The sequence below is a fragment of the Paenibacillus sp. FSL W7-1332 genome (assembly GCF_037969785.1).
GTDB lineage: Bacteria > Bacillota > Bacilli > Paenibacillales > Paenibacillaceae > Paenibacillus_AQ.
In genome coordinates, this window is sequence record NZ_CP150209.1 from 1,214,826 (window position 1) to 1,233,242 (window position 18,417).

At 43.7% G+C, this 18,417-nt stretch carries 18 protein-coding genes; 12 read left to right on the plus strand and 6 right to left on the minus strand.

The features are described 5' to 3' along the window. Positions 1 to 154 precede the first annotated feature (154 nt). The 4 genes from MKX98_RS05210 to MKX98_RS05225 all read left to right on the plus strand — a co-directional run bounded on the left by MKX98_RS05210 (position 155) and on the right by MKX98_RS05225 (position 3,413). Complete coding sequence (locus tag MKX98_RS05210) at positions 155 to 769, plus strand: DUF47 family protein (RefSeq protein ID WP_053489885.1); 615 nt, start codon at positions 155 to 157, stop codon at positions 767 to 769. 15 nt (positions 770 to 784) lie between these two features. Then, positions 785 to 1,774, plus strand: coding sequence for an inorganic phosphate transporter (locus MKX98_RS05215; protein WP_071221507.1), 990 nt, complete (start codon positions 785 to 787; stop codon positions 1,772 to 1,774). A 103-nt stretch (positions 1,775 to 1,877) separates the two neighbouring features. Continuing rightward, positions 1,878 to 2,834, plus strand: coding sequence for a magnesium/cobalt transporter CorA (gene corA / locus MKX98_RS05220; RefSeq protein ID WP_339221808.1), 957 nt, complete (start codon positions 1,878 to 1,880; stop codon positions 2,832 to 2,834). Between the two features lie 213 nt (positions 2,835 to 3,047). Next, the gene (locus tag MKX98_RS05225) at positions 3,048 to 3,413 is read left to right on the plus strand and encodes a YrhK family protein (RefSeq protein WP_071221505.1); all 366 of its coding nucleotides are present in this window, start codon (positions 3,048 to 3,050) and stop codon (positions 3,411 to 3,413) included. Between the two features lie 215 nt (positions 3,414 to 3,628). Here MKX98_RS05225 and MKX98_RS05230 read toward each other — a convergent pair whose 3' ends face one another. Next, positions 3,629 to 4,222, minus strand: a complete 594-nt coding sequence (locus MKX98_RS05230) for a hypothetical protein (protein ID WP_339221811.1) — start codon at positions 4,220 to 4,222, stop codon at positions 3,629 to 3,631. Positions 4,223 to 4,510: 288 nt separating this feature from the next. On the opposite strand from MKX98_RS05230, the gene MKX98_RS05235 reads away from it, so the two are divergent. The 4 genes from MKX98_RS05235 (at position 4,511) to rlmD (ending at position 8,444) form a co-directional block, all read left to right on the plus strand. Further along, positions 4,511 to 4,801: a YerC/YecD family TrpR-related protein gene (locus MKX98_RS05235; RefSeq protein ID WP_053489879.1), complete on the plus strand. Its 291-nt coding sequence runs from the start codon at positions 4,511 to 4,513 to the stop codon at positions 4,799 to 4,801. A gap of 4 nt (positions 4,802 to 4,805) precedes the next feature. Then, positions 4,806 to 5,570 (plus strand): CbiX/SirB N-terminal domain-containing protein, encoded by a 765-nt coding sequence (locus MKX98_RS05240; protein WP_339221813.1) that lies wholly within the window; start codon positions 4,806 to 4,808, stop codon positions 5,568 to 5,570. Between the two features lie 18 nt (positions 5,571 to 5,588). Continuing rightward, entirely contained in the window at positions 5,589 to 6,470 is an 882-nt protein-coding gene (locus MKX98_RS05245) for a diacylglycerol kinase (protein ID WP_009592325.1), read from the plus strand. Between the two features lie 396 nt (positions 6,471 to 6,866). Beyond that, entirely contained in the window at positions 6,867 to 8,444 is a 1,578-nt protein-coding gene (gene rlmD, locus MKX98_RS05250) for a 23S rRNA (uracil(1939)-C(5))-methyltransferase RlmD (RefSeq protein WP_339221815.1), read from the plus strand. Between the two features lie 2 nt (positions 8,445 to 8,446). Here rlmD and MKX98_RS05255 read toward each other — a convergent pair whose 3' ends face one another. The 5 genes from MKX98_RS05255 to MKX98_RS05275 all read right to left on the minus strand — a co-directional run bounded on the left by MKX98_RS05255 (position 8,447) and on the right by MKX98_RS05275 (position 12,728). Further along, positions 8,447 to 9,994, minus strand: coding sequence for a recombinase family protein (locus MKX98_RS05255; RefSeq protein WP_339221817.1), 1,548 nt, complete (start codon positions 9,992 to 9,994; stop codon positions 8,447 to 8,449). After that, positions 9,991 to 10,152 carry a hypothetical protein gene (locus MKX98_RS05260; protein ID WP_006208582.1) on the minus strand — a complete coding sequence of 54 codons (162 nt, stop codon included), beginning with the start codon at positions 10,150 to 10,152 and terminating at the stop codon, positions 9,991 to 9,993. The genes MKX98_RS05255 and MKX98_RS05260 overlap by 4 nt, the downstream gene beginning before the upstream one ends. A gap of 1,836 nt (positions 10,153 to 11,988) precedes the next feature. After that, positions 11,989 to 12,180, minus strand: coding sequence for a helix-turn-helix domain-containing protein (locus MKX98_RS05265; protein ID WP_339221820.1), 192 nt, complete (start codon positions 12,178 to 12,180; stop codon positions 11,989 to 11,991). After that, positions 12,173 to 12,559 (minus strand): hypothetical protein, encoded by a 387-nt coding sequence (locus MKX98_RS05270; RefSeq protein WP_339221822.1) that lies wholly within the window; start codon positions 12,557 to 12,559, stop codon positions 12,173 to 12,175. The genes MKX98_RS05265 and MKX98_RS05270 overlap by 8 nt, the downstream gene beginning before the upstream one ends. A 1-nt stretch (position 12,560) precedes the next feature. Further along, positions 12,561 to 12,728: a helix-turn-helix domain-containing protein gene (locus MKX98_RS05275; RefSeq protein WP_339224319.1), complete on the minus strand. Its 168-nt coding sequence runs from the start codon at positions 12,726 to 12,728 to the stop codon at positions 12,561 to 12,563. 827 nt (positions 12,729 to 13,555) lie between these two features. Here MKX98_RS05275 and MKX98_RS05280 point away from each other — a divergent pair. The 4 genes from MKX98_RS05280 to MKX98_RS05295 all read left to right on the plus strand — a co-directional run bounded on the left by MKX98_RS05280 (position 13,556) and on the right by MKX98_RS05295 (position 17,915). Beyond that, positions 13,556 to 14,530, plus strand: a complete 975-nt coding sequence (locus MKX98_RS05280; protein WP_006208588.1) for an ABC-three component system protein — start codon at positions 13,556 to 13,558, stop codon at positions 14,528 to 14,530. Next, a complete protein-coding gene (locus tag MKX98_RS05285) occupies positions 14,514 to 14,741 on the plus strand; it encodes an ABC-three component system middle component 6 (RefSeq protein ID WP_006208589.1) in 228 nt (75 codons plus the stop codon). The genes MKX98_RS05280 and MKX98_RS05285 overlap by 17 nt, the downstream gene beginning before the upstream one ends. A gap of 14 nt (positions 14,742 to 14,755) precedes the next feature. Next, entirely contained in the window at positions 14,756 to 16,453 is a 1,698-nt protein-coding gene (locus MKX98_RS05290) for a DUF2326 domain-containing protein (RefSeq protein WP_339221825.1), read from the plus strand. Positions 16,454 to 16,877: 424 nt separating this feature from the next. Beyond that, a complete protein-coding gene (locus MKX98_RS05295) occupies positions 16,878 to 17,915 on the plus strand; it encodes a PIN domain-containing protein (protein ID WP_339221827.1) in 1,038 nt (345 codons plus the stop codon). Positions 17,916 to 18,417 lie beyond the last annotated feature (502 nt).

Sequence of the window (18,417 nt, forward strand, 5' to 3'; positions counted from 1 at the left end):
AAGCGATATCCATGCATCTTCTATTTTGTTAGTTCCTTACATTTTTGAGTGTTACTTTTCTATACACACCCTGCCATGGATGTGATAAGATAGTCAAGGTTGTCTATCTTATAAGGGCGTTCGCGGCAATTTATCGAAAAAAGGGGTTAAGAGTATGAAATTGAAGAAGAAGGATATATTCTTCCAAACGTTGGAGAATATGGCCGATACGGTGGTACAAGCCGCAGATTATTTTTCGCAGCACGTTTCCAATCTTCAAGATGTGCTTGAATTTGCCAATGAAATGAAAAAATACGAGTCCCAGTGTGATACCTATACACATACCATCATCACTGAGCTCAACAAAACGTTTATCACGCCAATCGAACGCGACGATATTATGGACTTGACAACCAGCATGGACGATGTGATGGACGGATTGGAAGCAACGGCATCCCGTTTCTATATGTACAATTTGGGGAAACCTGACGAGTACATGGTACAGTTTGCCGAAATTTTGCGTCAATCGGCTTACGAAATTCAGAAGGCCATTCATTTGCTCTCTCAGAAAAAACTTCTGGCTATTCGTGAGTACACGATCCGCTTGAACGATCTGGAGAACCAAGGCGACGAGCTGCTGCGCATCTGTATCAAGGATCTGTTCGCCACCGTCTCTGACCCGATTCTGCTGATCAAGAAAAAAGAGATTTACGAACGTCTTGAAACGACCACGGACACCTGCGAAGACGTGGCAAATATGCTGGAATCCATCATTATGCGCAACTCGTAAGGGAGTCTTTGAACAATGGATACAACGATGTTAGTATTAGTAATTGTTGTTTTTTTGGCGCTTGCATTTGACTTCATCAACGGGTTTCACGATACGGCGAACGCTATCGCAACGTCGGTTTCGACCCGGGCCCTGAAGCCGCGGGTAGCCATACTGCTTGCAGCGAGCATGAACTTCGTCGGCGCGATGATGTTCACGGGCGTTGCCAAAACCATCGGCGGCAGCGTCGCGGATCCGACCAAGCTGGATAACGGGATCGAGGTTGTTATTGCAACATTGCTTGCAGCCATCATCTGGAACCTGGTTACCTGGTGGTTCGGATTGCCATCATCCTCTTCCCATGCTCTGATCGGGGCATTGGCCGGTGCGGTATTTGTCGGCGCGGGAAGCGACATGCTGAATTATGGCGGATTTAAGGACATCGTATTAGCGCTGATCCTGTCGCCTATCCTTGCGTTTGTGATCGGTTATGTGGTCATGCAGCTGCTGAAGTTCATCTTTGCCAAGCGCAGTCCGCATACGGTGAATAAGGGCTTCCGCACGATGCAGATCTTTACGGCAGCACTGCAATCCTTCACGCACGGTACCAACGATGCACAGAAGGCGATGGGGATTATCACTTTTGCTCTGGTTACTTCCGGTCAATTGACAGAGATGGAAGTTCCGCTCTGGGTTAAAATTTCGGCAGCGACAGCGATGGCGCTCGGAACCTCGGTGGGCGGCTGGAAGATCATCAAAACCATGGGTACGAAAATATTCAAAATCGAGCCGATCAACGGCTTTGCAGCGGACTTCTCGGCTGCATCCGTCATCTTCTCGGCTACGCTGCTTCACTTGCCAATCAGTACGACGCATGCCATTACGTCGGCGATTCTCGGCGTAGGCTCAGCGAAACGCTTCTCCGCCGTGAAATGGTCCCTGGCAGGGCGCATCGTAGTGACCTGGTTTATTACGATTCCGATTACGGCCGTACTGGCAGGAGTCATCTTTAAAATTCTTTTCTAAAAACGTAATTACACATAGATCATGGATAGTTGTGGGGCCAATCAGGAATCGATTGGCTTTTTTTATTTTAACGAAACCGAAGGTGCTGGAAGGAGAGCTTATCATGATTCGCACGTTAGCCATTACCCCAAGCTATGAAGCGGTAATCGGACTTCCACTCGAAGAGATTCGAATGGAGGACTATACCTGGATCTGGGTCGATTTCAGTGAGCCGACGCCGGAGGAGGCGCGGATGCTGGATAGCTATTTTCACTTTCATCCGCTGGCGGTGGAGGATTGCATGCACATCCTGCAGCGGCCGAAGCTGGATTATTACGAACAGATGCAGTTCTTAGTCTTACATGCCCTACAGCCGGATACGCTGGGTGTCGTCGAGGTGGATCTGTTTCTGGCACCTTCGTATATTGTCTCATTTCACGAGAAAGCCATGCGCGAAATGGATGAAGCTTGGGACCGCGTGCTCTCGGTCGCCGGCAAGGGACCGCTGGGTCAAGACGGCCCGAGCTTCACGGCCTATACGATCATGGATAAGCTGGTGGATCAGTACTTTCCAAGCTTGTTTGCCATCGAGGATGAGCTGGCCGAGCTGGAAAGCCAGGGGGAGAAGGATTCGGTCGAGGATCTTATGAATCAGGTGTTTGCGCTTCGTTCGAGGCTGCTTCGCCTGCGGCGGACGGTCGTGCCGATGCGGGATCTGCTGTACCGGATCGTGAATTCGCAGCATTTGCAGCACCACGCGCACCATGCTTATTTTTCCGACATATATGACCATCTGCTGAAGCTGGCGGACATGATCGAAGCCGACCGCGAGATGACGGCGGACCTTCGGGACAGCTACATATCGGTGAATTCGAACCGGATGAACACCATCATGAAGACACTGACGGTCATCACGACCATCTTCATGCCGCTTACCCTGATTGCCGGGATTTACGGGATGAATTTCGAGAACATGCCGGAGCTGGAGTGGCATTATGGATACTTCTTCGTGCTCCTTCTCATGTTCGTGCTTGGCGGGGGCATGGTGTTGTGGTTTATGCGCAGAGGCTGGTTTAAATAGAGAGGTTCATTGTTGAGTATAGGTTAACGTGAAAAATGGTGATGCGATTCGTAAGGTAGAGGATGCCAGCCGGGAGTATCTGTCGGCCCAAGTCCCTGCCATGCGGTTACCTATAATGAGGTAAGGTTGTCCTGCATCATAAGGCGAATGCTAAATCGCTATCGTTTCTTGTTCCTTCGTAAGGGGTAAAGGCTTGCAGAGGAGGGACTGCATATGAAACTCAGGCTCAGACCACATCCCAAGAAGCGTTCATCGCATCAACCAGATGAGCCTTTGCGTTCCCGGCTGCTGCGCCGGATGCTTCGCTTGGCTTGGAAACGAAAACGAAAGCTCGCCGTGACGAACCGCTATGAGGTGGGCATGGTCATCAGCGAGATTGCGACCGGCCTGTTGTTCATCACTGGCAGCATACTCATGTTCTATCCCCATATGAAACGGATTCCGACCGTGCTGTATCTGATGGGCAGCATCATGATGCTGCTGCGTTCCGGTCTGCGCGGATCCTATTGGTTTCGGTTAAAATCACTCGAAAGCGCCGAGAATAAAGAAGCCGGTCCCGAAGGGGACTGGACGCGCTGATGAGGATATCATAGGTTGATAAAAGGATATGGCTCCAGTCTTGGGTAACCGACTGGAGCCAACTGCATGATGTATGATGGTTCGGATGATTCCGCCTATGGTGAGTTTTATTAACGTATCTGCTAAACCCATCGAGGCACATATCCTTTGATGATCAGAGGCTGCCGTGTTTTGTGAAACGCACGGTAGGTTTAAAGTTTATCCATTTACATAGGTCAACGACGACGTTTTTTGCCAGAGCCGGATGTTCTGCGCGAGCCGGAGCGGCGTCGGCTTCCCGAGGAACGGCGTCTGCGCGGTTTATATTCGTAGCCGTCTTCATTCTGGTCCGTAAATGCGCTTGGAGAGGATCCGCTGCCGCCTCCGCCTTTCTTCTTGCCGAGAGCGCCTGCAAGCAGAGAAACCATAGGCGCAAGCTGCTGGAAGCCCTGCATGACCTTTTGTACCTTGCCAATGTTGTTGACGATGCCGTCGATGCCCCCCATCCGATCGATGAGGCCTTTGATGTCGCTCATATTATTGACCCCGAGCCCGCCAAGGAGCTTACCTAATCCGCCTCCACCGCCTAGGAGACCTGCCAGACCGCCTCCGCCGGAATTCGTGGATGGAGCTAGAGCCGAAGCTGAAGCCTCCATGTCCGTTACGCCGTCGGTATATGGATATAACGCGGTTTCACCCACATCCGGATAATCGGTGTATGGAGTAATGCCAGGGTATGGCGATGGCGTCTGCGGCAGTGATTCATATTCATTGAGGGAGCGCTGGTTATTCGTGGGTCGGCGGTGATAATAGTGAGAATGACGCGTCATGATATCACTTTCCTTTTTGAGTTAAGATACTATACTGTATGATACGGGCGGGCGATGGGTTTAGGCGGATGTCCCGATTTTCGGGATAGGAGCGGAATCGGGCGGTAGCCCAGGAAGATTTTGGCGAGCGCTGGAGCGGTGAAATGTGCGCGTGTATAAGGGATGCTGCCTCCGGGTAATGGTTGTCCTGTAATGCGTGAAATCGTTAATGCTTGAAAATACTAGTTCCGCTCGGGTACAATGGGAGTGTGAGTGTTATACACAGTAACAATAGGGGATGATCATCCAGTGCAATTAAAGAAGCTAAATGATAAAAGCATCGATCAATTATTCGAAGCGATATTAACCCTGGGCAGTGTGGAAGAGTGCTATGTATTCTTCGATGATCTCTGCACCGTTAACGAAATTCAGTCCTTGTCGCAGCGGCTGGAAGTGGCGCGCATGCTGGGCAAGGGATGCACATACAACCAGATTGAAGCAGAAACGGGAGCCAGCACCGCAACGATTTCGCGCGTGAAGCGTTGCCTGAACTACGGCAATGACGGTTATAAAATGACGCTGGAGCGTCTTGGACGTTAAACTTATGACGAAACCGGGTGTGCTGGTTATTAGTCATGGTTCGCGTGAACAGAAATGGGTGTCGCTTGTGGACGAAGCCGTCCACAGATTGGCGTCCCGTATGGATATACCGGTCGTCTCTTCGTACCTGGAACTGGTAGAGGGCCGTCTGATTCAGGACGGCATCACGGCCTTGGAAGACCAGGGTGTCACCGACATTGTGGTCATTCCTCTATTTGTCTCGTCCGGCAGCACTCATGTCGACGAAATAGCTTATGCTATAGGAGCGAAGGCCGTTCCGGACATGGAGACGGACCTAGCGTTGTTTCAGGTCCGGTCCCGGGTTCATTTTGGCACGCCGATGGACGACGCCCCCGAGATTGCGGCCATGGTATGGGATAAGGTGAGAGAGCTGTCCGTGAACCCGGCGCAGGAGGTTATTCTTCTCGTCGGACACGGCAGCCGGCATGATCTGTTTCGCAGCCGCTGGGAAAAGGGTATTAACTCTTTGGCACAGCGAGTTAGCGAGGTATGCGGAACAAGCGCGGATTATGCTTTACTCAGTCCCGGCGATGTTCGGGACAAGGTGACAGCATGGATGGAGCGCGGCTGCGATGTGATCGTAGCTCCGCTTTTTTTGAGTGAGGGGTATTTTACGGAGAAGGTGATACCTGATCGGCTCGAGGGGCTGGATTGCCGATATTCCGGCAGAACCTTGCTTCCGCACCCGCTGCTGCCGCAGTGGATGGAGTCGCAGGCCAAACTTCTTCTTCTATCCTTGAAATCATAAGTAGGTGGCGTATCGTTAATGAGAAATGCAAGGTTAATCTATAACCCAACCTCCGGCCGGGAGGAAATGAAGCGTCGGCTTGCTGATATATTGCACCGTCTGGACAGTGCTGGCATCGAAACCTCCTGTCATGCAACGACCGGAGAGGGGGATGCGACCCGTGAAGCGGCGGATGCCGTGGAGCGCGGATACGATCTTGTGATCGCGGCCGGCGGAGACGGTACGCTCAATGAGGTCATCAACGGGATGGCCGGCAGGGATAACCTCCCGCCGCTCGGTATTTTCCCGCTGGGCACAACAAACGATTTTGCGCGGGCGCTCGGCATCTCGAAGAACTGGGAAGAGTACTGCGATCTGGTGATTCGGGGCGAGACGCGTCCGATTGATGTGGGCAAAGCGAATGATCGCTACTTTATTAATATCGCGGGCGGCGGTACGCTGACTGAGCTCACGTATGAGGTGCCAAGCAAGCTGAAGACGATGATCGGGCAGCTGGCGTATTATTTGAAGGGGATCGAGAAAATGGTCAGCCTCGCGCCGCAGGAGCTCATCATCAACGCCAGCGGTCATCCGGCGATCCATGACGAGTTCATGGTGTTCCTCATTGCCAACAGCAACTCGGTCGGCGGCTTCGACAAAATCGCGCCGGGCGCGAGCATCGACGACGGCCTGTTCGATGTCATTGCGCTGCGCAAGTGCAATCTGGCGGAGTTCGTGCGCGTGGCTACGCTCGCCCTGCGCGGCGAGCATATCAACGACAAGCGGGTCGTGCATTTCCGCACCGACTATATGGAGGTCGTCTCTCCGGGACCGGTTCAGCTGAACCTGGACGGCGAGTTCGGCGGCGTTCTGCCGGGCACGTTCCGTGTCCTGCCGCAGCATTTAAGGATTTTTGGCTGAGATGGTGGATGGTAGAGAGGCGGAAGGCATGGGGCGCGCGTAAGGCGGGATAGCTGCTGCCGATGGCTCAGCGTGGACTGATCACATTAGCGATGGATAGGCGATTGGGGCGATGGGCCATGGAACGAGAAGGAACAGGCCGAGAATCGCCGCTTAGGCTCCAGGCTCTTGTAAGTAAATGATTGGATTTGCAGGCTGAATGGATTGAATAACATACGAGGCTCCCGTATAATGATGGACGTGAGCTTGTGCGCTAAGCTCCCTTGGGGGAGCTTTTTGTTGTTTAAGCGAATGAAGGTTAACGGAAGATCACCCGCTTCGATTATGGATGGTGTTCCGATGGGGAATATAGAGTGGTAAGGGACAAGTTGAACGGAAAGAAGTGAACAGCACATCATGAAAAAGAACCGCAAGGGAAGCGACACGCGCCGCAGCGGCAAGCCGGCGGCTTCGGCGGCCCTCCTGGATCTGCCGGTGGCGAAGAACGACGAGGTCGTGATCGATATTATAGGAATGAACCATGACGGGGAAGGGGTCGGCCGTGCCGACGGCTACACCTTGTTCGTTCAGGGCGCCCTGCCGGGCGAGAAGGCCCGGGTGAAAGTGCTCAAGACTAAGAAGCAGTATGGCTACGCCAAGCTAATGGAGCTGGTTGAACAGAGCCCAAACCGCATCGCGGCCCCGTGCCCGATCTACGACCAATGCGGCGGCTGCCAGCTGCAGCATATGAATTATGCCGGTCAGCTGGAGTGGAAGCGCCAGCTGGTGGTGGACAACCTGGAGCGGATCGGGAAGCTGCGGGTGGTGCATGAGGCGGAAGATGTTGGAGCGACGCGTGCGGGCGATGAGCGGAGTGGCACAGATGGTGGAGGGGACATTGAGAATTCTGAAACCAACGGGGCGAATCCTGCCGTGTCCGGCGTTGATTCAGATCATCAGGGGGTCCTCGTGCGTCCGACACTCGGTATGAGCGAGCCTTGGCGCTATCGCAACAAGTCCCAGGTGCCTATCGGGGTAACGGAAGGCGGCCTGGTCGGCGGCTTCTACGCCCGTGGCAGCCACCGGATCGTGGACATGGAGACGTGCCTCATCCAACACGAACAGAACGACGAGGTCGTCAGCCGCGTTAAAGCCATCGGGCGGAAGTTAGGCATTACCGCGTACAATGAAGAGACGGGCCAAGGCCTGCTTCGTCATGTGGTGGTGAAGATCGGTTTTGCTACCCGGGAGATGATGATTGTGCTCGTCACGAACGGCGAACGGATTCCACGCGTGAACGAATGGATCTCGGCGATACGTGAAGAGCTCCCTGCCGTGGTGAGCGTTTGTCAGAACGTGAACACGCGCAAGACCAACGTTATTTTTGGGGATGTGACCCGCGTCCTGTGGGGGCGTGAGGTTATCCATGACTATATCGGAGATGTGAAGTTCGCGATTTCGGCGCGTTCCTTCTATCAGGTGAACCCTGCCCAGACCGAAGTGCTGTATGGCAAGACGGTGGAGTATGCCGGATTAACCGGGGAAGAGACCGTGATCGATGCGTATTGCGGCATCGGGACGATATCCCTATTCTTGGCGCAGCATGCCAAGAAGGTGTATGGAGTCGAGATCGTGAAGGAAGCGATCGAGGATGCACGTGCCAATGCGGAGCTAAACGGTATGACGCATGTGGAGTTTGAAGTCGGTGCTTCTGAGGATGTGATTCCACGCTGGAAAGAGCAGGGAGTTGAGGTGGATGTGATCGTGGTCGATCCACCGCGTAAAGGGTGCGATCCGCGCCTGCTAGAGACGATTCTTGAGATGAAGCCTGAACGGGTGGTGTACGTGAGTTGTAATCCAAGTACGCTGGCAAGAGATTTGCGGGTGCTGGAGGATGGCGGGTATCGGACGGTGGAGGTAACACCGGTGGATATGTTCCCGCATACGGTGCATGTGGAGTGTACAGTGTTACTAAAATGGAAGGGGCAGGATTAGTCCTACGCCCCTTGTTGTTCCAACGTCCTTACGGATTGAGGACGTGAAGTATTGTAATGTATGGCTTTGATCGATTCGCCTTCATTGACTTCGATTTTTTGTATTAGTTTTTGAAGTACCTGCTTCAAGACTTGTTCATCGTCAATGTCAAGTTCGGTGAAGCGGGATATTTGCTTCCTAAAGGCACGGAGTTGTTCTTCCGTGTCTTTTTTTGTTTCAAGTAGACTTTCAATCTCTGCCTTTCTTTGGGAAAGCCTACCTTGTTCCGCTTGGATATGTTCATTCTGTGCTTTGAACTGTACTATACCGATAACTTTTTCTGAGTAGAGTTCCAAAAGGTTTTTAAATTCATTGTTAAGCTTCTTCAGCCTTTTTGTAACGCTGGAAAGTTCTTTCAAGTGTTTTGCATGCTGTTCATTAGCCTTTGTGTTTGCCGCCCCATAGAGCCTTTCTAGCTTGATGTTGTCAGTAATCAGTTCCTTAAGGTCATCTTTAACCACTTGCAGTAAATTGTCGTATCCAATGATATGAGAGGAACAGTAAGATGTTGAGTGCTTCACATAGCCAACGCATACATAAGCTCCGCCGCTCTTTTTTCTTCTGTCTTTACGAAAGGTCATACCCTTACCGCAATCAGCACAGACGGCAATGTGAGCAAATAAACTTTCACTACCGTTACTATTGTTCCTGCCTTTTTTCTTCATCTTCTCCAATACGGCTAAGTGCTCGTTCATTGTGATAATGGAAGGATGTGCATTTTCATGAACTATTTGCTCGCTAGGGTCTACACGTCTACGCTTCTTGGAGATGAAGTCTCTTGTCTCTTCACGATGATGTACAAGAGTGCCTGTGTAGACAATGTTTTTGAGGATGACACTTACGGAGCTTTGATTCCATAGTGTTCCTTTGTTGCCACCGCCTGATACAGTTCTAGGGGTTGGAATACCTCTGCTTATGAAGTAATTACTGATTTTGTACATACCCCAATCCTGATACAGATAGAGGTCAAACATTTCCCGAACAATAGGGGCATAGACCTCATCAAGTACAAGCTTCTTTCCATCACGCTTGTAGCCAAATGCAGGTAAAGAAGCCTTGTAGACTCCTTCTCTTGCACTCGCCCGCAATCCGATCTTAATGCGCTCGGATAACTTTGCACTCTCTTCTTCAGCTAGTACCGCCTTCAAGTTGAACATGAGTTTGCTAGTGCTTGTTGCAGTGTCGTAATTGTCTTCAGGCAAAATTAGACGTATGTCCATAGACTCAATTGCATGGGCGGTCTGTAAATTTTCTACAGTGTTTCTGCCTAGCCGAGATACTGATTTTGCAATCACAACGTCAAACTTCTTCTTTTTTGAATCTTCTAACAGTCGCTGAATTGCTTCCCGATTGTCTCTAGTCGCCCCGCTGATACCATCATCAATATATTGATTTGAGATAGTCCAACCATTTTGGGCGGCTAAGCTTGTAGCGTATGAAACTTGGTTCTCTAAGCTGTTCTTTTGAGCATCTTTTTTCGTGCTCACTCGGGCATATATTGCAACTCTCATTTGAGTACCATCCCTTCTGTTTCCGTTTCAGAAGGAATAGCATCTGCTCTAGTCTCATCGTATGGAAATACTAGTATTTTGTCAATTTGAGCACGCATCACTGATAGTAGAATGTCCTCAAGATTGGACGTACCTATAAATTCTCTTTGAATGTTCATCGTCATCAACTCCCTACTATTTGTGGTCGCTCCATGAAAGGGAAAAGGTGCGAACAAAATAGGAAGGCAGTAAAGAGGGAATTGGAAGGTTTTTTCGAATAGTTCTAAATATCTACAAACATTCATCAGTAGGATTCAAACGAAGTGCAACGTGATAATAGAACTACATTTAATCAGCCCAATAGATCAACGTCTGCTCAAGTTAACAGGGGCTGTTAGCGGTCAATCTAGGACGGCTAGTCTCCAAGTAAACAGAACTGTCAGTCAAGCAGAAGGAACGGGGAGTCAATCGAACAGTACAAATACTGTAAATGCCGTTACTTGCCGGAGGTGCAAGTCACAGCAAGTGGTAGCTAATAAAAGAGGGTACAGCTTCGCAAACTTGTTCAAGACTCTGGGTATTATGATTCTTTTTGGCATATTGATTATTGTATCGAGCTACCTTTTCTCTTTGTACAGTGTGAGCGATGGTTCAAGAGCTTTTATGCAAATATTCATTGCATTAGGAGCTATCTTTTTTTTCTTTCACTACCAGTAAGTATTTTAGTTGGATTCGGAGGAAGAAGTGAGATTGTTAACGGTTGTATGAACTGTGGTTTCAAGTGGAGACCTGCTATGAGGAAGTGAAATATTGGTGGGGGTGGATCAATATTTGATATACCCCCACTAAATCATTGTGACATGAGGGAGTTACAATACTCTTACGAAATGCAGAATATTCTCTATAATAAAGTTGTGAGAGGTTCAGAAGCCCGTAGGCTTCCATCCATCACTTTTGGTTAGTGGTCGCTCCCTGTGCCATCAGGGGCAATGAGCCGTCTTCTGTGTCAGCAGAGGCGGCTTTTCTACATAATAAGGGATGACAAAAGGAGTACAAAAGGAGTAAGAAAGGAGTACTAATTGGTGAAAAAGTAAGATTTAAACTAAAGAAGAATTAAAAAGGGTTACAAATGGAGTATAAAAGGGTTAAAAAGTACTTTGATAAGAAGGTGGGGCAAATTTTGATGTACCCCATCAACTTTATTGTCAGCAACTTTATAGAAGGCGAGCGTAGCGATGCCTATGGAGAAGACCGAGCGTAGCGAGGGATTCCACATCATTACAGTATTTTATTATTGGTGGGGTAGCCCTCCGCTTCGCTTCGGTCTACTCCCACGGGCTTCGCTGTGCTCGCCCTATCTCTTTGATTCAAATTCAAAGTAGAACAGATGGATAAGGAAACTTTACTCCCCCCTTTGGGGGAAGAGCAAAGGAAACAGATGGATTGAGGTTTCCTACATGACATCAGACGTGCTCAGGTACGGCTTTACCACGTTTATATTAAATATAAGTCTGTCATGACTCCCTCGCCTTGCGGCGACCGTGACGGGCTACAAAAGTAGAATCTGAGAGGTGCAATAATCAGTTGCAAGTTTTTCCCTGTACCGTGTGGCACTCGTACCAATAGTACAGGGTAATGCTCATCTAAAGAGCGAACCATCGACTGATTTAATGTCGAGCCAGTATTTTTACGTGTTCTCCTGTAACCACGTGTGTAGCCGATATGAAGTTTCAGGTTCATTATGACCAATATCTTTATCTATATACCTACTATTATGTAGCCCACCAACAAAATGGCGGGTCAACTCTACCGATATTTCACCTTACTAAAGTCATCCAACGTTTCACAATCGAAAAATATTAGTAAATCGTCCTCATGTATGCGGTAGGTGTACATCGACTGTATACCGTCACTAGAAGACCTGTAGCAAGGTATCTTTTTAAAGTCACAGTATCGTTTAATTTGCTGTGGGCTACATCCAATGGAACGAGCCACACGCTCGCAAGTCCATGTCTTCATACCCACCAACTCCGTCCATGCGAACGCATATAAAACTGGTGAAGCTCTGTCTCAGGAACTCTTACGGTTGTTCCCGCCAAGTGCACTGCCAATAGCTTACCTTCATTTATCCATTTTCTAACTGTTTTTTCGTCAATGTTGAACATCTCTGAAATTTCATTAACTGTGTAGTGTCTTTTGTCAATCATTGACCTCACCCCCTATATTATGATTTTTAACGCTTCTTGCATTAACCTTGTAAATACCCTTTTCCATCTGTGCTTCCAATTTGCCCGCCTGAATGAGCCGATGTACGGCGGCTTCAGTGCGAAGTCCTAGCTTGGTCATCGTCTCCTTAACCGTAAGGCTTCCTAAACGCTTTTGAGAAGGCTTAGGGATATCCTGAAGAATAATACCGCTTCGAGTAGCGTACTTCTCAAGACTGTTCAAGATTATTCGTGTCTTGCCGTTTTCAAGTTTGCTTTGTTCTAAATAGCTATACTGACATAGCCGTAAAACCTCCGTTTCTGTCATGCCTAGCATTGTGCTGGCTTCAGTGAGTGATACTGCTTTGCTGTTAATTATCATTTCAGTTACCTCCTGACGTGTCATCAAAGATAAACTTCCTAAGTACCGCTTGAGAGATACGAATAGAACCGCCGATTTTGATAGCATCAATAGTTCCATTATTAACCAATCGGTACACGGTGTTGTAAGAAAGACCCAATATATCTTTGGCTTCTTTAATAGAAAACATCTTTTCCAAACTCTTCACCTACCTTTGTTCATTTGATATCAATATAGGTTAAATCTGGTTAAGATTAACATCAAGTATGTACAAATGATAAAGACGAACTATGTGCAAAGAGCCATTCTTTACATAACACGGACAAAGCAAAGATAAGGAAATCGAAGGCTTAAACGAAGGTATCTAGGAAAAATTAGTAATTAGGGGCGGTAGCACTTATGAATTATAGGGGGACTTTCTAAAGCATATTTTTGATAGAAAGACAGGTATATTAGCTAGATTCATGTTAATAATAAACTCACACGCTCCTTGTTTTCGCCCCGCCGATATGGTTGGGGCTTTCTTTGTGTGTATAGAAGATATTCGCTAAACTTTCAAGCGGATTCGATAAGCCTTCGTCAGTACTGGGTATGTATGGAAAATATAGAGCTAATATCTTAAGAAATTCGGGGCGAGTAGTGTGGTAGGTTTTCTTGGATTTTTTCATCCGTTATTTCAATTTTGATAAGACGTGTTGAAGAACTTGCTTCAATACTTACTCATCATTTAGCAAAGCGGTAGACTTGCTTCTTAGAGGCATGGAGTTGTTCTTCCGTGTCTTTTTGATATCTAAAATACTCACCCCAAAACTTTGATAAAAAAGCTATAATAATCTTATACTAACTACTGGATAGGGTCATACCGAAGAATGTTTTCGATATTTCATGAGAAAAGGATATTACCAAGTAATTATCGAAATTTCATATTGGTTGTAAAATCCTAGAATTTTCGAATTGAATTGGATTTAGAACCTAACTGATTAAGTTTCTATATATTGATGAGAAGAGGCAAACTTTATGAATCGAAGTGAATATTTCAATTACATAGAAGAAAAATTACAAGTCCTGGCATATCGCATTGAAAAAAGAGGACGATTAAATATTCTAGATTTAAACATTTATTCCGAATCCTTTTTTGCTGATTTACTTAATTTGCTTTTTAATTTTAAATTAGTAAACCTAAATGTACTTAAGCAAAATGTCGAAGGTATTGATTTAGTAGATATTAATGGGAAGATTATTGCACAAGTTTCTTCCACGTGCACGAAGCAGAAAATTGAAGGCTCATTAAAAAAGAAAATATTTCTGAAATATCAGGGCTTCACATTTAAGTTTGTTTCTATTGCAAAGGACGCGGGAAAGCTAAGAGAAGGAAGTTTTACTAATCCACATAAAGCCCTTTTCTCGCCTGCTGACGATATCATTGATATTGGAATTATATTAAATGTTGTTTTAAATATGCGAATTGAGAAGCAAAGAGAAGTCTACGAATTTATAAAAAAAGAACTAGGAAAGGAAGTTGATGTAGTAAAGGTTGATACTAATCTTGCAACTATTATCAACATATTAGCTAGTGAAAATTTATCTAGTAATATAGAGTCGCCTGAAATCAATTCTTTTGAGATAGATAAGAAAATTGAGTTTAATGATCTCTTAGATATAAAAGAAACAATAGATGATTATAAAATCTACTATCAGAAGTTGGATGAGAAGTATGCGGAGTTCGATAGAGAGGGTGCGAATAAAAGTTTATCGGTTTTTCAGATTATCAAGAAGCAATATATTCTATTGCAAAATGGAGAAACTAATCCCTGTGACCTGTTCTTTGGTATAATAGATAACGTTATAAAAATTATATTAGAAAGCAAAAATTATAATGAAATTCCGTATGAAGAGCTTGAAATGTGCGTATACATTTTAGTGGTAGATGCATTTATTAGATGTAAAATTTTTAAGAATCCGGAGGGATATAGTTATGTTGCTGCCGGATAATATACATCCTACCCTTAGTATTTATTACAATGGTTCAGTAGTTATAAAGGTATTAAAGCTAAAGGCAAAACAGCAAGTATTCGAGCTTTATCAAGAAGTAAAAGATAGAAATGACATGTCTTTTTCGACCTTTATGCTTACTTTAGATTGGCTATATTTAATAGATGTGGCTACAGTGAATGAAGATGGATGGGTGGAATTATGTTCATAAAAAAATTAATAATATTGAATCAAGAGGGTGTTATCAGAGAACTCAATTTTCACTCTGGAATGAATCTAATCATAGATGAAACCCCTACCTCTGATGGTAAGCAAACGGGTAATAATGTTGGTAAGACGACTGTATTGAAACTGATTGACTTTTGTCTGGGAGCTAGTCCAGCAATTATCTATACAGATACTGAGAATAAAAAGGAAGTATATGGACTGGTTAAAGATTATCTAGTAGAACAAGAGGTTCTTATCAAATTGGTTTTAGTCGAAGATTTAAATGATGAAACTTCAAAAGAAGTAGTAATCGAAAGGAATTTTCTCTCTCGAAAGCGGAATATTCGAAAAATAAATGGTATTCCTGTACTTGATAAAGAATTCGAGGGTAAGTTACAGGAGCTCCTTTTTCCTAATCATACAGCAGATAAACCAACTCTTAGACAAATAATATCTCACAATATAAGATACAAAGACGAAAGCATCAACAATACAATAAAGACTCTAGATAAATTTACATCTGATGTAGAATATGAGACATTATATTTGTTTTTATTAGGCTGCACCTTTGATGAAGGTGCAAAGAAACAAGTACTGGTAGCAAAGATAAAACAAGAAGAACTGTTTCGTGAAAGATTAGAAAAGAAACAGACTAAGTCAGCATACGAAATTGCATTGTCTATGATTAATGATGAAATTGATGAACTAAATAAAAAGAAATCCAATTTCAATTTAAATGAAGATTTTGAGCAGAACATGGAACAGCTCAATTTAATTAGATATAACCTTAACAAAACAAGTTCAACGATTAGCAAAATGAAAATCCGTAAGAATCTCATTGAGGAAGCTAAGAAGGAAATGGAGAATAGTGTTGCTTCGATTGACTTAAAGCAACTTGAAATACTGTATGCGGAAGCAAAAATTAATGTCACAGGAATCCAAAAGACATTTAAAGATTTGGTGTCTTATCATAACAAAATGCTAGTAGAGAAGGTTAAATTTATTACAGCAGAGTTACCCACATTAACAGAAAAAATTCATGCAGAGGAACTTCAAATTAACTCGCTTTTAAAAAAAGAAAAGGATTTGTCCTTAAAGATTTCCAAAGGCGATTCATTTGAAGAACTTGAAAAGATTATTATTGCATTAAATGAGAAGTATCGTACTAAAGGAGAGTACGAAAGTATTATTTCGCAGCTAAATGAAGTCGATACTAACATTGATGCATTAAAGAGTGAAATAAAAACTATTGATGATTTTTTGTTTTCAGATGACTTTGAGAATGTACTCAAACATCAGCTTAAAAAGTTCAACAAACACTTTTCAGCTATTTCATTCGAACTCTATGGAGAAAAATATGCACTTAAATATGATAAATCCATAAATAAAAATAAACAACAATTCTATAAATTTAGTGCGTTCAATGCTAATATGAGTTCTGGAAAAAAACAAGGTGAAATATTATGTTTTGATTTAGCATATATACTTTTTGCTGATGAAGAAGGACTACCTTGTTTGCACTTTTTGCTTAACGATAAAAAGGAACTGATGCACGACAACCAATTAATTAATGTGGCAGACTTTGTTAAAGATAAAAACATTCAATTGGTCGTTTCAATTTTAAAAGATAAACTCCCTGAAAGCCTTCTTGAAAAAGCACATGTAATAGTTAAGTTATCACAGGAAAGTAAATTATTTAAGATTGAACAGAATTAGTTAGTATATATCTTCAATTAATGATTAGATTAGGAGAACACTGTCTTAAGTGCTTTCCTTCTCGTTGCAATGTATCTCTCGAATAAGAATTACATGAGAAGATACTGTTCCATCTGAAACAAGCTTTTGTTTTCACTTGCTACCCAACACATGTAGAAAAAAATATATTGCTTTTACACAAGTAGTTCTAATGAATTTTATTCATATTAAAAACCTAAGCGTATTAGTTCCGCTTAGGTTTTGCTTATGTGTCTGATAAATTAAAAAAGACATCATAAAAAAACGATTTGGGTAGGATGTTCAAAGCTATGAACTAATATTAGTCTCTTAAGCTTGTTGAAAAATGTGTTTTAATAAACTAATTAAATTTCATTTTTCTATGTGATTCGTAGAGAAAGATTCATACTCAAAAAGGAGATCATTCATGTCATATTTAATATTTTTAGACACAAATATAATTTTCAATGATTTCTTTTTCAAATCCTCGGATATGAAAAAGTTACTTAAATATACTCGACATGAACCAGTAGATCTTTGTATTACAAAGTTCAATTATAATGAAATAATAAAAAAATACAAAGATGAAATTAGACCGCTTGTTAAAAAGGTGAAGAGTACAAAAAGTGAACTATTAAAACTTGAGGCATCAGAGATTATTGATTTTGAGAGTTTAAAAGCTGATAAAATAACTTTAAAATACAAAGAATTCTTAGATAGAACAATTAAAGAAAATTCAATAAAGGTAATTGATTATCCTATTTCTAAAAATATTACAGAAACTATTTCTAATAAATACTTTAATAATATAAAGCCTTTTGATGAGAATAAAATTTCTTTTCAAGATGCTATTATATGGGAAAGTATTGTTGAGTATTGCAATATTAATGAACCAGATAATGTAGCGTTTATATCAAGCAATCATAAAGATTTTGCTAATAAAGATCTAAAAAGTATTCATGAGGATTTAGCTGCTGATATACAAGATTTAAATTACTATAATTCATTATCAGTATTCTTAGAAAGTGAAGAAGACAATTTAAAAGATTATTTTACTGACAATTATGAGTGCGACAAAGAATTGTTAGAAGATGAACTAAAAATATATTTTGAGAGAAATGATTGCCTTCAAAATACTGTTGATGATCTGCTAATGAATACTGAATTTGAGGGGGATTATTTTACTGGCTGGGGTACTGATGCTTTCATTGATGACTACATAATAACTTTGAATGAAACCACTCTAGATATTGAAGAGAATGCAATTTTAATATCTTTTTATATTGAAATAGAGGTGAGTTTTAGTATTGAGACAGTTGATCCTTCATATGACAGAGGAGATCCTGGTGATGGTATGATTTCAGAGGGGAGCAGTACAAGTATATTGATACAGGGTAATATTACGTATTTGTTAGATAATCAAGAGTTTATAGATTATGTTGAATTGGACATTGAATTTAATTAAAATGCATGAAAAAGAAAATTCGTTCATTCCATATCGTGTGGAGCAACGGTAACTTCTCGAATAGAAATATATGGAAAATTTTGACGGATTTGCTCTTCACACACTCGCCACAACACTGTTTTTATTGTAATAGATTGATCACTTTATCAAATAACCCGTGTGGCTCGGTTTCTGAGCATTCATAAAGTTTGTCTCTGTAGGTATTTTTTTCGATTCTCTCAAGTGCTTGGCTGTTAGTAGGGGAATTTCTAGTTTATTTATCTCATAATAGAATAGAGCGTTGAGCACTAATTTCGATACCTTGCGCCCCACCGAGAGGTTGGGCTTTCTTTGTACTTACAGAAGATATTCGCCAAAATTTCAGGCGGGTATGATAAGGCTTAACGTCAGCTCAGGTGTTATGAATAGTTCATAAGGCACTGGGGGGGATAATAAAAGAGCGACTGTTGTCAGCCGCCCCTTCAGTGAGCAAATGCTATTCCTGTAACTTGTTTTCACTGTC

Excerpts from the sequence above, each read along its gene's own strand:
- MKX98_RS05270 (WP_339221822.1), bottom strand. The coding sequence starts at position 12,559 with ATGATAATTAACAGCAAAGCAGTATCACTCACTGAAGCCAGCACAATG.
- MKX98_RS05230 (WP_339221811.1), bottom strand. The coding sequence starts at position 4,222 with ATGACGCGTCATTCTCACTATTATCACCGCCGACCCACGAATAACCAG.
- MKX98_RS05265 (WP_339221820.1), bottom strand. The coding sequence starts at position 12,180 with ATGATTGACAAAAGACACTACACAGTTAATGAAATTTCAGAGATGTTC.
- MKX98_RS05260 (WP_006208582.1), bottom strand. The coding sequence starts at position 10,152 with ATGAACATTCAAAGAGAATTTATAGGTACGTCCAATCTTGAGGACATT.
- MKX98_RS05215 (WP_071221507.1), top strand. The coding sequence starts at position 785 with ATGGATACAACGATGTTAGTATTAGTAATTGTTGTTTTTTTGGCGCTT.
- MKX98_RS05225 (WP_071221505.1), top strand. The coding sequence starts at position 3,048 with ATGAAACTCAGGCTCAGACCACATCCCAAGAAGCGTTCATCGCATCAA.
- MKX98_RS05240 (WP_339221813.1), top strand. The coding sequence starts at position 4,806 with ATGACGAAACCGGGTGTGCTGGTTATTAGTCATGGTTCGCGTGAACAG.
- corA (WP_339221808.1), top strand. The coding sequence starts at position 1,878 with ATGATTCGCACGTTAGCCATTACCCCAAGCTATGAAGCGGTAATCGGA.
- MKX98_RS05295 (WP_339221827.1), top strand. The coding sequence starts at position 16,878 with ATGTCATATTTAATATTTTTAGACACAAATATAATTTTCAATGATTTC.
- MKX98_RS05280 (WP_006208588.1), top strand. The coding sequence starts at position 13,556 with ATGAATCGAAGTGAATATTTCAATTACATAGAAGAAAAATTACAAGTC.
- MKX98_RS05245 (WP_009592325.1), top strand. The coding sequence starts at position 5,589 with ATGAGAAATGCAAGGTTAATCTATAACCCAACCTCCGGCCGGGAGGAA.
- MKX98_RS05210 (WP_053489885.1), top strand. The coding sequence starts at position 155 with ATGAAATTGAAGAAGAAGGATATATTCTTCCAAACGTTGGAGAATATG.
- rlmD (WP_339221815.1), top strand. The coding sequence starts at position 6,867 with ATGAAAAAGAACCGCAAGGGAAGCGACACGCGCCGCAGCGGCAAGCCG.
- MKX98_RS05275 (WP_339224319.1), bottom strand. The coding sequence starts at position 12,728 with ATGTTTTCTATTAAAGAAGCCAAAGATATATTGGGTCTTTCTTACAAC.
- MKX98_RS05255 (WP_339221817.1), bottom strand. The coding sequence starts at position 9,994 with ATGAGAGTTGCAATATATGCCCGAGTGAGCACGAAAAAAGATGCTCAA.
- MKX98_RS05285 (WP_006208589.1), top strand. The coding sequence starts at position 14,514 with ATGTTGCTGCCGGATAATATACATCCTACCCTTAGTATTTATTACAAT.